Origin of the sequence: Bradyrhizobium niftali (genome assembly GCF_004571025.1) — a bacterium.
GTDB lineage: Bacteria > Pseudomonadota > Alphaproteobacteria > Rhizobiales > Xanthobacteraceae > Bradyrhizobium > Bradyrhizobium niftali.
The window spans coordinates 1-14,379 of record NZ_SPQT01000068.1; the positions used below are offsets into that span (position 1 = coordinate 1).

Here is a 14,379-nt window from a genome sequence, read left to right on the forward strand (position 1 = left end):
AGGCGTCGAGATCGGTGCCGCCTGGCGCCGGACCTCGAAGGACAACCGCACCTACCACTCGGTCAAGCTCGACGATCCGTCCTTCACCGCGCCGATCTACGCCAACCTCTTCGAAGGCGACGATGGCGAGTGCGCGCTGATCTGGTCGCGCTGACCAACACCGCGGCGTCTCGCAAACACGCGGGGCGCCGCGGACAGCGGCCCCGTTATTATGCGGAGCGACACAGCGGCAAAAGCCCTGGAAAACCGGGCTGCCAGCCAACGACTCCGCATAATCCCGCGCTACGCATAATCCGCCCGTCCAACATAGATGCGGTGGCTGGGGGCGTTGTCATTGGAGCGGTTGGTCTCGGCGACGATGCGGACGCCCTTGGCCTTCAGGCTCAGGGTGGCGATCTCGCCCTGGAATTCGTTGCCGACCTTCTTGAAAGAACCGATGTTAGCCATGTCACTTCTCCTGTTGTGTTTCGAGCCCGCGACCACCGCGGCCTCGATGGCGATCCAGGGCCGAGGACGATCGGCGACGCACCCGCTCGGGCCGGAGCGCAGCGGAGGACGTCGTTGTGGCGACTTTCTTGTCTCGCGAGGAATGGGCGAAGCCCAGGGGAAGAAAGTCGCGTCAACGGCGTTGCGGCTCAGACGATCGAGGCGAAGCCGGTCTTCGGCCAGATCAAGCCATCAACGAGGCCACGTGCGTCCGCGTGCTGAACCACAATCTCTGGAGAAGCGTGGCTATCTCGGTTTTGATGAACAAGAGGTCGGAACCATTCAGCGCGGAAAGAGAAACAATCTCCTGCAAAGGGCGGCATCGTCTCCCAAGAACGGATCGAGGTAACATCGCTCCGCCGCGGCTACGTGGGCCAGACCTTGCCGGCAACTTGGCCGAGGAGCTCCGAGGAGGACTGCCTCTCCCGCGCTCAGGTTTCGATCATCTTTCGCTCACCGCGTCGATTTGCGCGCACCTGTTCGACGATGAAGGCGGAAAACGTCATCCCCTCGGGCCACGCGGCCGTATGAACTGGTTAGGACGGATTATCCACCAGCCCGCCCGCCTCTAACGGGCCGATCCTCGCCAAAGCCATCAAGCGCGTCCACGACGTAAGGCCAATGCAAACTGCGCCGAGGCAAGCGAAGACTTCACGCCAAGCCAGTGAGGGCACTCCGATATCAGACACCGCGAACACCACATGATAGCCGGCGACGGCGGCGGGAGCTGCGAATGCTGCCGCGATCGCGATGCGCAAAGCCAAGGATCGGGTAATAGCGACGGCGATCTGGCCGAGGACGAGCGCCAACGCGCCGCCGGCCGTTGCGAGAAGCAGCGTGCCAATGAGGCCGGCACCGCTCTGAAACGCTATCATCCCGATACTCGGTGCGACGAAAAACGGCAACGCATACACAGCGAGCGTAAAGATCGCCCAGCAGAACAAGCCGATGCCGAATGTGTTGAGAATAAGCCCAATAGCGAGCATGGTGGTGGCTCCATGTGCATAGATGTACCAGTTGCGCCTTCCACCACCACCACGGCGCAACTCTGGATATGAGACAGAAAGGAGGCGGAGTTGCGGCGTGAACAATTTCCCCTCGGTGGAAGTCGAGAAGACGGCGCTCACGCGCCGCCGAACCTCCAGACTGGGATGCTGAGTCGCTTCGCCTTATCGGCGAGGTTGTCCTGGATGCCCGTGCCCGGGAAGTGCATGAGGCCGATCGGCAGGAGTTCGAGCATGGCGTCGTTCCGCTTGAAAGGCGCTGCCTTAGCATGCTTTGTCCAGTCGGGCTTGAAAGCGATCTGAGCTACCTTGCGGGTGGTCGCCCATTTGGAAGCGATCAGTTCGGCACCCTTCGGGGAGCCGCCATGGAGCAGGACCATGTCGGGATGCTTGGCGTGAACCTTGTCAAGACGATCCCAGATGAGGTGATGGTCGCTGAAGTCGAGCCCACCTGTGAGCGCGATCTTTGGTCCTGAGGGCAGCATGGCCTCGGTCTCGGCGCGGCGCTTGGCTGCAATGAAGTCGCGGGAGTCGATCATCGCTGCGGTCAGGGTGCGGTGGTTCACCAGAGATCCCGATCGGGGGCGCCAGAATGAGCCGGTGTGCGTCTCAAAGCGCTCGATGGCCTGGTCGCGGAAGAGCTCCAAGCAGTTGCGGCGCTCGATCAATGTGATGCCTTCAGCCGTCAGGCGCTCGAGTTCGACCGATCGAACTTCGGAGCCGTTCTGCTCGCGCTGGCTCTTCTGCTGCGCCTGTTCGTTGTCGTCGAGGCGGCGTTCGATGCGGTCGACGGCACGATAGAACAGGTTGACAGTCGACCAGAGCAGATCGTCAAGATCCGGCTCGAGCGGAGTGTCGCTCAAGGTCGCGACCAGGGCATCGAAGATGTCGGCGACGGCTACGGCGACGATCCTGCCCTCGGGAAGCGGCCGTGGATCGGGCTGGTCGTCGAAGGGGCGGTAACCGAAGAGCTGTAATTCGGCGAGAACGTGATCGGTTGGAGAAGAGACGTGCTGCACCTCGGTGTCGTCATGGTCGGTCATGGTGGAGAGGCCCTTTGCCGGATCGGCCGCGACCATCGCGGCCTTCGTGGCGATCACTCAGACGGCGGGCGGACCGGGCCAGAACCCGAAGGGCCGAAGCGCAGCGGAGGATGGCGGAGGCCAGCTATTTTGCTTCGCGATGCAAAGCGCGCTGGCCAGATAAACAATGTGTCTTCCATCGCCCACGCGCGGCGGAAAATAGCCGGACGCAGCCATTGCCGGCCCGAGCCGCTTGCCGTCCGATCGCCCTCTAGAAGGCCGTGGTCGCGTGCTCTTCCGGCATTGGACGCGTCGTGACCGGGCTGTCGTCCCCGATCGAAGAGCACGGGCTATTCCGCAGCTACCGTCGGAGAATGCAGGAAGCGGACGACGTCCTCCGGTGCGAGTTGAAGGAGCAACGCTTCTCGGAGGGCCTCGAGGCCGAAGATGTGCAGGTCTTCGTTGAAGTCGCCCAGTCGAGGCGACAGCGGGATCACTTCAATCCCGACGGCTTCCGCGCGCTTGGCGAGAATAGCCTGTCCGGCATCTCCCGCGGCATCGTCGTCGCGGGCGATATAGAGACGTCGCAGGCCAGACGGCAGCAACATCGCTGAGAGGTGATTGGCAGAGAGAGCAGCGGTCATGGGCAAGGCCGGCAGTGCGCAACGCAGTGACAGCATGGTCTCGATCCCCTCGCCCGCAGCGAGCACGTCGTCCACCACTCCGAAGCGAACGGCGTTGCCAACCAGGTCGCCCATGGCCCGTCGTGGCGTGTCGATCGGGGCCTTGCCGAGCCGCACGCGATCGAAGCCGTGTGGATCTAGCCAGGTGCGATGCACGCCGGTGATCCGTCCCTCGAGGTCCGTGACCGAGCCTATCATCGCCGGCCATGTTTCGGTCGGCAAATACTCGTCCGGTCGGTAGTAACAATGCGGGTGGAAGCGAAGGCTGCCACCATGATGGATTTGGCCTATTCCGCGGCCCTGCAAATACGTCTCGGCTAGCGTCCCTTCAATCGGGCTTGATATCGCAAAGAGCCGACGAGCGGCTTCCTGCGATCCGGCTGGCGTGACTGAACGAATGGGTTTCGGAGCGAATTGCGGCTCTGAACGAGGCAGCTTCAGAAACCGCCTCGCCTCCTCGGCAACCTCGCGAAAGTCTCGCAAGGCCAGACTTTCGCGGATGATGTCGAGGAGATCGCCATGTTCTCCGGTCGCGGCGTCGGTCCATTTCCCAGCGGGTCCCTTCGGCGATTCCTGAAGCCGTACAAACAACGAGCGGCCCGGCGTGTTGTGGACGTCGCCGACCAGCCAGTACCGCCCCGCTCGCCTGCCATTGGAGAGATAGTGTCTGCACACCGCCTCGGCCTCGCGCGCGAGGCGGCGTGCCAATTCGGAAGGGTCGCGGGACATTACGCCGCCTCCCGATCACTGATGCGCGCAACCGGATAGCTGTCGAGCACATTCGACAGGACCTCGACGCCGCTCGCGTCCGTGGGCACGAACATCCGCAGCTTCCAGGAGATGATCTCCCCAAAGAGGCCGTAAGCACGGAGGCGATCGCGCATTATGTCGTTGAATCCCGACAGCTCGATGCGATGTGCACCCATCACCTGGACGCGGCGAAGCTGGAGCCCCTCCGCAAGATCGATAACGGCCCGCCCCCCCATCAGCGCGGCAAAGGCAGCGCCCGGCGTCAGTGAAGGCGCGTCCGTCGCAAGGACGCTTGCGACCCACGCGGCCGAAACCTTGCGTCCGATGATGCGTTCGCCTGTATCGGTCTGAAGCCGATAGACACGGGTCGATTCGTTCGGCGGCCGCTTCCGGATCGGTAGCAGCAAGCCCGCCACGACGTGGATCGTGCTTTCCGAGAACTCGGGGACCTCGGCAAGCTCCGCCAGCCAGGCCGCGGCAAAACGTTCACGGTCAGCCTCGGCCCAATGGCTTTCCACCATCATGCTTAGGGGGACCCTGAGCTGCTCCATCGGCCGAATCAGGCGGACGCGCCGCTCGATCTCGCCGTCGTCGAGCATGATGCTCGCCGCAGGGACCTGCACGGCGGCTCGTCCCGAGCGCTCATTGATCAGCAGGACAGCAAGGCGATCGGAGAGAAGAGCAAGGGCGTCATCCAGACGCACCGGATGATTGCGCTGGCGCTCGGTGATCGCGAGCAGGCGGGTCTCGGCGCCGGTGCCCGGATGAACATAGATCGTCCGCCGGTCGGTGACGACAAAGCTTTCGGCGCGGAGCGTTTCCAGGCCGACGTCGTAGGTATCCGACGCGACCGCGCCTTCGATTCGAGCAGTCAAGAGCTGCTCGAAGGCGGTGAACAGCACATTCTGTAGGTCAATGGCGAGCGCCAATAGCCTGTTCAGAAAGGTCGTGATCGGCGGCAGGTCATCCCTGAGCCCATTGGCATCCATGAGCTTCAGACCGGTCGCATCCTCGAACCGTTCGAGCGAGCAACCGTCGACCTTGCCTCGCGCGAGCAGCGTGTAGAGCTGGCGCAACGCGTCGCGGCCGTACTGGCTTTCAAGGTTGTCCTCGGGCCGGAACAGGCCCTGCCCTCCGGTCTGGCGTTGGCCGCGCGTGATGGCCCCCAGCGTGTCGAGCCGGCGGGCAATGGTGCTGAGAAAGCGCTTTTCGGCCTTCACGTCGGTCGCAATCGGACGAAACAGGGGCGGCTGCGCCTGGTTGGTCCGGTTGGTCCGGCCGAGCCCCTGGATCGCGGCGTCGGCCTTCCAGCCGGACTCGAGCAGGTAATGGACTCGCAGGCGGCGATTCCGAGCCGAAAGTTCGGCATGGTAGCTCCTCCCTGTGCCGCCCGCGTCGGAGAACACAAGGATCCGCTTGACGTCATCCATGAAGGCCGAAGTCTCCGCGAGGTTAGCCGATGCGGCTCGGTTTTCGACCACCAGCCGGTCGCGCTTGCGCACGATGCGGCGCGAGCGGCCGGTGACCTCGGCGACCATGTCGGTGCCGAAGCGCTGGACGACTTGATCCAGCGCGCCGGGTACCGGCGGTAGCGAGGCAAGCTTGTCGATGAGGCGGTCGCGTCGTGCGACGGCTTCCCGGCTCTCGACCGGCTGGCCGTCGCGATAGACAGGCCGGGAGCAGAGGTTACCTTCCGAGTCGGCGAAGGGTTCGTAGAGCTGGACTGGGAAGGAATGAGCGAGGTAGTCGAGCACATACTCGCGCGGAGTGATGTCGACCTGAACGTCGCCCCATTCTTCGGTCGGGATACCGGCGAGCCGGCGCTCCATCAGCGCTTCGCCTGTCGACACGATCTGGATAACCGCGGCGTGTCCAGCCTCAAGATCGTTCTCGATCGATCGGATGAGCGACGGCGTCTTCATCGAGGTCAGGAGGTGACCGAAGAAGCGCTGCTTGGCGCTTTCGAAGGCCGAGCGGGCCGCAGATTTTGCTTGCCCGTTGAGCGTTCCGGTTTCGCCGGTGATGTTGGCCGCCCGCATCGCCGCGTCCAGGTTGTTATGGATGATGCTGAACGCACCGGCATAGGCGTCGTAGATGCGAACCTGCTCCGGCGTAAGCTGGTGCTCCACCAAGTCGTACTCGACGCCCTCGTAAGACGGCGAGCGGGCCGCGTAGAGTCCGAGCGCCTTGAGGTCGCGCGCCAGCACCTCCATTGCCGCGACGCCGCCCTGCTCGATTGCTTCGACGAACTCGGCGCGGGTGGCGAACGGAAAGTCGCCGCCGCCCCAAAGGCCGAGGCGTTGGGCGTAAGCGAGGTTATGAACCGTGGTGGCGCCCGTTGCCGACACGTAAACGACGCGAGCATTCGGCAAGGCGTGCTGAAGCCTCAAGCCCGCGCGCCCCTGCTGAGAGGCCGCCTGATCGCCGCGCTCGCCCTTGCCCCCGACCGCATTCTGCATGGCGTGGCTCTCGTCGAAGATGATCACTCCGTCGAAGTCCGAGGCCAACCATTCGACGATCTGCCTGACGCGCGAAAGCTTTTCGCCGCGCTCATCGGTCCGTAGCGTGGCGTAGGTGGTAAATAGGATGCCTTCCGCAAGCCGGATCGGGGTGCCCTGGCGAAACCGGGACAGCGGCGTAACAAGCAGGCGCTCCATATCGAGCGCGGACCAGTCACGTTGTGCATCTTCGATCAGCTTGTCCGACTTGCTGATCCAGACCGCGCGGCGGCGGCCCTTGAGCCAGTTGTCGAGCAGGATCCCCGCGACCTGCCGCCCCTTGCCCGCCCCGGTGCCATCGCCCAAGAACCAGCCACGTCGAAAGCGGACGGCATTCTCTGCGTCGTCGCGCGCGGCGGCCACAACATCAAAGGTCGCGTCGACCGTCCAGGAGCCCGAGAGAAACTCAGAATGCGCCTCGCCTGCATAGATGACGCTCTCGAGCTGAGCGTCCGACAGAAGTCCGTCTGCCATAACATTGACCGGCAGGTGCGGACGATAGGATGGCTTCGGTGGCGCAACGGAAGCCATCGCCGCGGATTGCACGAGTTTGGTCGGGTGTGCGCACGATCCCGGAATACGGATCGACTGCATTCTATACTCCTCGTAAAGTGCATCGGTCAGCCGGGCGCCTTCCGGCGGCGACCATTCAACCGTCTCGTACGCAAGTTCGACACCTTCTGATGCTGCGGTTATCGAAGAGGACGAAGAAGTTGGTGCAACGGCGCCGACCGATCGTGACGTCGCTGGCCGCCCGATAGCAGCGATCTCCGATGGTGAGGCGACGGGCAGCCTTTCAGGCACATGCTGGTTCACCCAGCCAAGCAAGGTCGCGACATCGCCCGCCATTCCTGGCGAGGCAGGAAAAGCTTTCGGATCTGCGGCGGGCAGCTTGTCGATCACAAGCAGCCTCGTATCCGTCCGAGTGCCATGCTTGGCGTAAAGGCCGCCGTCGATAGCCGCAGAAAACACGACCCGCCCGCGTTCCTGGAGCCGCACAAAGGCATCTCGCCATGTCGGGTTATCCGGCGCGAAGCTCGCGCCAGCGATGGCGACGAGGCGTCCACCATCGCAAAGACGCGCGAACGCCGAAGCGACGTGGCGGAGAGCCGCATCCGCCATCCGTCGATCGACATTGGCCAACGCGGAGAACGGCGGGTTCATCAGTACGACGCTCGGTACGAAACTGGCGTCGAGATGATCGTCGATCTGGGCGGCGTCGAACCGCGTAACCTTAACGCTTGCGAAGAGATGATCGAGCAGCGACGCGCGGGCCTCGGCCAGCTCGTTCAACACCAAGGCACCGCCAGCGAGCTCGGCAAACACGGCGAGCAAACCGGTCCCCGCGGAGGGCTCCAGGACGCGATCGGCCGGCATAATGCCGGCTGCGGTGCATGCCGCAAGCCCGAGCTGGATCGGTGTCGAGAATTGCTGAAGCGCCTGACTGTCCTCGGAACGCCGCGTATGGATCGGCAAACAGCTCGCGACCTTCACAAGTATCGGCAGCATGGCGACGGTCGAGCCGGCCTTGGCGCGCATGGCCGGGCCGAACTTGCGAAGGAACAGAACGGTTGCCGCCTCGCAGACGTCATAGGCGGTTTTCCAGTTCCAAACGCCGGCTGTGTCCGAAGCGCCAAAGGCGGCTTCCATGGCGCTACGCAGAACAGCGGCATCGATGCGCCGGCCGCGTTCGAGCTCGGTCAGAAGCTGTCGCGCGGCCCTGACGGCGGCTGAGGTGAGATTTGCAGCGGCACGCATGGAGAGCGGCGTGGCGACGCCGCCGGCAAGAGATTCGGTCATGGCAGGATTTCTTTCGGAGAGCAGGAACGGGTCGAACCATCGGGCGCTCTCCTCCGCCCCAACGGCTCAAACCCTTCCCGGCCTAGCTCTCCCTCTGAGCCCTCGCCCATAAGAATGGGGACCGGCATTCTGCACCGGTCCCCAAGCAACTGCAGGACTGCCGGAGCTGTCCCGCCTTGTGTTTTCACTCGGCCGCGTCGAGCTGTTGCGGATCGTCGTCGCTGGCGTTCTCTTGATCCTCATCATCGGCGAGGAATTCGGGAAGCGAGCCCGCTTCGCCCTCCTGTTCCACTGGCGCCGCATTGGGATCGACGAGACGCAGCGGCTCCGGCAACCAGCCCGAGCCATCCAGAAGGCGCTCGGCCTCCTTTGCCATGTCGGCCTTCTTCAGATGGTCGATCAGTTGCGCCGACGGCTCGCCCTTCGCTTCCCGCACGGCCTCCAGAATACGCGGCTTGGTGACCCGGCCGAGATAGTTGTCGACGGTCGGTCGCCAGCCAGCCTGCACCATGTCGAGCCCGACCGCGCGCGCCAGCACATCAGCTTGGTCTAGACGCGTGCGGACACCCTGAGCGGAGACACGGCCTTGGTTGTAGCGGTTGGCCGGCTCATAGATGGCGTTGGCCGCAAATGATGCACAGTGGGCGAACAGCGATGACTGTGAACCACCATCGAGAGCCGCCAGCGCATCCCAGAGATCGTTCTCGCTCTTCGGCAACCGCGCCTTCCAGGCCTCATGCCGCGCCTCGACTGCTTTGGCCGAGACGCTTTCCCTCAGCCCCGGAGCTTGGGTGGGAAAATTTGGCGTGCGAAGGCTGATCTCAAGACAGCTCGCCGACGATGCGAACCGATAAAAGGCCGTCATATGCAGCACGGCCTGGAACGCAATCGCTGGATTTTCTGCCAGCGCATCCCGCAATGCCAGCGTACGATGCGTCGTCAGCTCGGTAATCAGCCGATCCGACAGAGGTTTGGCGGCGTCCTCATCATCCTCTTCGGCATCAGGAGCGCCACCTGCGACTGCGATGATCGTGCGGTGAACTGAAGTGCCAGGTTCCTGCCCTTCAGTCGACGACACGTTGGCGTCCTGCCCGACGTCAGTATCATTCGCCGGCACCTCATCCTCTGGCCGGACGTAACCCCGGTCCACGGATAGGCGTCCTTCGGATTCGATGCTGATGAAGACACCAGCTCGGGCGATCTCGGTCGGTTCGTACAGCATCGGCCGGTCTTCGAACGCCGCCAGCGCCGACTCGATTTCGCCGAGACGCTGATCGACTTCGTCGGGCCATTCGGCGGCGTTCTGCTCGGTTTCAAGCTTGGCCTGCTCGGCGTTCAGCGCATCGATGGTGGCCTGCTCCTCAGACGAGAGATCGACAGGTCTGCCCTCGATTTCTCTTAGGCCTTGTGTGTGACCGTAGGGGAACTCTACGGCGACCGAGATCCACTTCCAACCTTCGGCGGCAATCGTCTCAGCCGCGGCCTTGAGTTTTTCGGTTACCAGGCGGTCGAGCAACACGACGTCCTGAAGCCAGCCGCCGTCGTCGTGCTCGAACAGATCCCGCAGAACACCGCCACCCGCATGCTGATAGGCATCGAGGCCCACAAACTGCGCCCGGCGATCGGACCCGCGCACGGTGTTCTCGGTGAGCAGCCGGCGGATCTGGTAAGGCTCGTCATGACCGGAACGACTGACATTCTCCCAGACTTGCTCCTGGCGGGCGTGATCGGCCATGACCGAGAACGCCATGAGCTGCTCGAGGGTCATGCCGTCTTCGGCATAGACCTCATGCAGCTTCGGCGACACCGACGCCAGCCGCAGCCGCTGCTTCACGATCGCTGGGTTCACGAAGTGCCGGGCGGCGATGTCTTCCTCGGTCATGCCGAGATCGCGGAGTGTCTGGAAGGCGCGAAACTGATCGAGCGGGTGCAGGCCGACCCGCTCATCGTTCTCCGCCACCGAATCGTCCGCGGCAATGCCCCCTTCGCGAACGACGCACGGCACTGCCTGCGTCTTCGACATCCGCTTCTGTTTCACAAGGAGCTCGAGAGCGCGATAGCGCCGGCCGCCCGCCGGCACCTCGAACATGCCGGTCTCGTTGCCATCTGCATCGACGACGGCCCGGACACTCAGACTTTGCAGAAGCGTACGCTGCGCGATGCTCTCGGCTAGTTGCTCGATCGAAACACCGGCTTTGACGCGGCGAACGTTCGACTGGCTGAGCACGAGTTTGTTGAAGGGGATGTCCCGGGAAGGCGACAGCGTGATCTTTTGTACGGCTTTCGTCATTTTGGCTCTCCACGACGAGCGGCCGTGAGACTCTCTCTCGGCTTCCAACCCGTCGCGAACAGCCTCCCCTCCTCTCACTCTCGCGCAGCCACCAGGCCAAGCATCACGCCGTCTCGTGATCGGCGACAGCCGAATCCAGCGATGCGGGCTCAATGGACCCGGGAACGAAACCCAGCAAATAGTCCACAGCCTTGCTCGCCTGTGAGGCGGCACGCACGATGGCCCGACTGTCTTCACGTAGGACTTCAAGCCAGGAGCCGATATAGTCGGCATGGCGCACGGTCGGGACGATCCCGAGCGACGCGCAGCTGAATGCGGAACTCAACTCGGCGACCAGTTCTTCAAAGGCATATTTCTTCGTACCGTAGGATCCGCTCTGGTCGCGATTGAGGCGCGAGGGATGCCCGGTCGCATGACCGAGTTCATGCAACGCGGTGCGGTGCCAGTTGATGGGTTCGAAATAGGCCTGCGGTGGCGGGACCTGAACATAGTCTTCGGCTGTTGCGTAGAATGCGCGATCTCCACCAATGCGAAATGGAATTCCGCTGGCCTTGATGAGGGCGTCAACCGTGGGTTCAATCAGGCCAGCCGGCGGTGGCGGAGCAGCGGTTGCGATGCCGTCTGGCAGTTCCTCGCACTGATCGACGTTGAAAACGGTAAATCGTTTGAGGAATGGAATCGCCTGCGCGTCTTCACCGGTCTCGGCGGCGCGGCGCTTTTCGTCATTCGGCACGAAACGATCTGCGTAAACAACAGTAGTACCGCGCTCTCCCTTGCGAACGTGGCCGCCAAGCGAGAGCGCCTGACGAAAGGTGAGCCAACTTTGACCTGTAAATCCGCGTTCGATCACGGCTCCCCAGAGGATGAGGATGTTCACCCCACTGTATTGCCGGTTGGTCGACGCGTTTTTCGGCATGGCCAGCGGCGCTTTCGCCGCGGCAGTACCCCAGGGCTGAACCCAGGGGACACGCCCGGCCTCAAGCTCGGCAATGATCTTATCGGTGATTTCGCTATAGAGGTTCGCCCGGTCGTAGCCGGCGCGCGCGCAAGCATTAAGGTTTGACATCGCAGGTCTCCGCGACGGGCACCGCGAGCCTCTCTCGCAGCTTTTGACCCGCCACGAAAAAACCCAGCCTGCACTCTTACTTTCAGCCTCTAGCGCCATCTACCTGGGACCCAGGCCCGATCAGGCGTGTGCCCAAGGGCGCATCGCCTCAACGGAAAATGGCACCCGGAGAGCGTGAGCATAGCGACCCGAAGGGGCACGCGGGTCCGAGTGCAGCGACGAGACCGGTTCAATAGCGGCACCCGGGAACGGGGCAGTGATAGCGATCGCCGCAGGCGAGTCCCTTTCCCGAGTGCCCCCGGCGAGGAGCACCAAAGCTTTAGCGCGAGGGATCGAAGCCGCAAGGCGTGCGCCGTTGTGGCGTGAAGAAGAAGGGAGTGTTCGAAAGAATGGAGCCTACTGGTTGGGCTCTTACTTGCCCGGCTTACCGGTGTCGGAAACGACTGAGACCTCGAAAGAGGAACGGGACCAGAGCATGCCGGGAAACGTCTCGAAATCGGGCGCCGCAGCCCGGTGGAGAGCACAGAGTAAGGTGTGCATGGTGAAAGCTGTATTGCCTGAATCCCAGTTTCCAGTCGCCAAAGGGCTGGCAGTAGCGAACGCGGCTGACACGCTACGCCACGCGGGGCAGACCGCACCGGTTGCGAGGACCTGTATGGCGACGGAGCCGTCATAGTACCCAAATGCCCGGCGTAATGGCCGGGACAGCCGCCGCGAGGCAGACGATCATGCGTATAAGGCCGGGCGACCGGACCGAAAGCGCCTCCGATCGGGGGAAGGACGATGCCGCCAATAACGGCATGTGCAGTATGCGTAGAAGAGATTCTTCGACGGAAAGGTTCTGCTGATGCAGGCCGTTACCATCCAGAGAAGAATTGAATCACTGCCGACTTTGTCGCGGTCGGGTAAGCGCGTAAATGGCCTTCACCGCCTGATGAGATCTCCGCGTCTCTTCGAGTGGGCCTACGAAAAGGTCTCCCGGAACAAGGGAGCCCTGACGCCCGGTGTAGACGGCAAGACCTTCGACGGCATGTCGCTGGAGAAGCTCGCCGACATCGCCAGGCGCGTGGCAGATGGCACTTATCGCTTCCGGCCGGTCCGGCGGGTTTATATCCCGAAGGACAACGGCAAGACACGACCGCTGGGTATCCCCACGGTGGAAGACCGGCTCGTTCAGGAGGCGGTCAGGATTCTGCTCGAAGCGATCTATGAACCTGTGTTCCTCAATGAATCACATGGGTTCCGCCCGGGGCGATCCTGTCATACCGCACTCAAGCTCATCAAGAAGAGTTGGACGGGCTGCAAGTGGCTGGTCGAAGTTGATGTGCGTGGATTCTTCGACAACATCGACCATGACATCCTGCTTGGGCTTCTAAGAAAGCGGATCGATGACAATAAGTTCATTGGTCTGATCGAAGGAATGCTCAAAGCAGGCTACATGGAAGATTGGGTCTACGGACGCACTTACAGTGGCACGCCACAGGGCGGCGTTGTCTCGCCCTTGCTCGCCAACATCTATCTGCACGAGCTGGACCAGCACATGCAGATGATGAAGGCGGACTTCGACAAAGGCCGTGAGCGACGTCCATTCCCGCGCTACGTGGCGTTGGAACGGCGCGTCCTCAGTCTCCGCCGGAAAATTGAACGGCTCCGTGCCGAAGGCGCGGATCGGGCCGAGATCGATGCTGCATTTGCGGAGATCAAAGCCGTCAATAAGGAGAGACGGAAAGTGCCTTCCGTCGATCCAATGGACCCCAACTTCAAAAGGCTCCGCTACTGCCGCTATGCCGACGACTTCCTCATCGGCGTGATCGGGAGCAAGCGGGAAGCGTGTGAGATCATGGCCTGCGTCGAACGGTTCCTGACGGAGACCTTGCAGCTCACCGTTTCGCCCGAGAAAAGTGGGGTCTACGCCGCTTCAAAGGGAGTGACCTTCTTGAGCTATCGCGTCTCGACATACACATCCTATGGGGCTGGACGAAAATCCAGCCGCAAGGGACCGGCTGGACGGACATGGCGCGTGATGCGTCGGCCGACCACCGGCAATGTCAGCCTGCGGGTGCCGCGCGAGGAAGTCACCAAGTTCTGCAAGCAACACGGCTATGGCGATCTCGCCAAGAAGACCGGCAGTCCACGCGAGCAGTTCCTGGTAACCAGCGACGTTGCAACCGTCCTCGCCTATAACTCAGAGTTCCGTGGGTTTGCGAACTACCATTCGTTTGCCGACGACATCAAGAGCGCCTTGGGATTGTTGGAGCTTGTCGTGTTCCGCAGTCTTGTGAAGACGCTGGCGATGCGACATCGGACGACGAGAGCACGAACCATGGCGCGTCTGTGGAAAGGCACGGACTACGAGGTTAGCTCCGTGGTCCGTGGTAAGCTTCGCAGCATCAAGCTGTGGAGACTGAAGCATCTGAACCGAGCCTACTGGACAAGTCCGACTATCGACAACGTCACGGCAGGTGCGTGGTGGGTCAAAAGCCCAAATGATCTGATCGATCGACTTAACGCTCGCAAGTGCGAAGCGTGCAGCGATACGACGGGACCATTCGAGATGCATCATCTCCGCCGGCTAGGAGACTTGCGAAGCGGATCGCTGACGGTCTGGAAACGGTCCGGTTGGCGGCGCAAGACCATTGTCCTGTGCCCGTCATGCCGTACAGCCGTCTCCGGTCGAGAGCATGCGCGTACGGAAAGCCGTGTGCACTGAAAGGTGCCCGCACGGTTTGGGGGGAGGCGTAGGGATATCCTCTTCGAGGTGTCCCGCGCCTACCCTACCG

Annotated in this window: 9 protein-coding genes and 1 pseudogene; 3 read left to right on the plus strand and 7 right to left on the minus strand. The window is 62.6% G+C overall.

Annotated elements, in window-relative coordinates:
- Positions 1 to 154, plus strand: a 154-nt coding sequence (locus tag E4K65_RS45380) for a DUF736 domain-containing protein (protein WP_135178911.1), incomplete at its 5' end; no start/stop codon positions are given.
- Positions 155 to 291: 137 nt separating this feature from the next.
- Here E4K65_RS45380 and E4K65_RS45385 read toward each other — a convergent pair.
- The 5 genes and pseudogenes from E4K65_RS45385 to E4K65_RS45405 all read right to left on the minus strand — a co-directional run.
- Positions 292 to 447 (minus strand): annotated as a pseudogene (locus tag E4K65_RS45385) (DUF736 family protein); the annotation flags it as partial.
- A 575-nt stretch (positions 448 to 1,022) separates the two neighbouring features.
- Complete coding sequence (locus E4K65_RS45390) at positions 1,023 to 1,613, minus strand: hypothetical protein (RefSeq protein WP_347340986.1); 591 nt, start codon at positions 1,611 to 1,613, stop codon at positions 1,023 to 1,025.
- Positions 1,610 to 2,533: a DUF2493 domain-containing protein gene (locus E4K65_RS45395; protein ID WP_135179613.1), complete on the minus strand. Its 924-nt coding sequence runs from the start codon at positions 2,531 to 2,533 to the stop codon at positions 1,610 to 1,612. Before E4K65_RS45395 ends, E4K65_RS45390 begins: the two co-directional genes overlap by 4 nt.
- Positions 2,534 to 2,862: 329 nt before the next feature.
- Positions 2,863 to 3,924, minus strand: a complete 1,062-nt coding sequence (locus tag E4K65_RS45400; RefSeq protein WP_135179609.1) for a DUF7146 domain-containing protein — start codon at positions 3,922 to 3,924, stop codon at positions 2,863 to 2,865.
- Positions 3,924 to 7,769 carry a strawberry notch family protein gene (locus E4K65_RS45405; protein ID WP_235886043.1) on the minus strand — a complete coding sequence of 1,282 codons (3,846 nt, stop codon included), beginning with the start codon at positions 7,767 to 7,769 and terminating at the stop codon, positions 3,924 to 3,926. Before E4K65_RS45405 ends, E4K65_RS45400 begins: the two co-directional genes overlap by 1 nt.
- Positions 7,770 to 7,871: 102 nt before the next feature.
- Between E4K65_RS45405 and E4K65_RS49305 the strand changes: the two genes are divergently transcribed.
- On the plus strand, positions 7,872 to 8,177 hold the full coding sequence (locus E4K65_RS49305) for a hypothetical protein (protein WP_235886044.1): 306 nt from the start codon (positions 7,872 to 7,874) through the stop codon (positions 8,175 to 8,177).
- A gap of 250 nt (positions 8,178 to 8,427) precedes the next feature.
- Here E4K65_RS49305 and E4K65_RS48070 read toward each other — a convergent pair whose 3' ends face one another.
- Together E4K65_RS48070 and E4K65_RS45425 are read right to left on the minus strand one after the other, a co-directional pair.
- A complete protein-coding gene (locus E4K65_RS48070) occupies positions 8,428 to 10,533 on the minus strand; it encodes a ParB/RepB/Spo0J family partition protein (protein WP_167771687.1) in 2,106 nt (701 codons plus the stop codon).
- Positions 10,534 to 10,636: 103 nt separating this feature from the next.
- Positions 10,637 to 11,599, minus strand: a complete 963-nt coding sequence (locus E4K65_RS45425) for an ArdC family protein (protein WP_135179611.1) — start codon at positions 11,597 to 11,599, stop codon at positions 10,637 to 10,639.
- An 847-nt stretch (positions 11,600 to 12,446) separates the two neighbouring features.
- Here E4K65_RS45425 and E4K65_RS45430 point away from each other — a divergent pair.
- Entirely contained in the window at positions 12,447 to 14,309 is a 1,863-nt protein-coding gene (locus E4K65_RS45430) for a reverse transcriptase domain-containing protein (protein WP_209312160.1), read from the plus strand.
- The last annotated feature ends 70 nt before the right edge of the window (positions 14,310 to 14,379 follow it).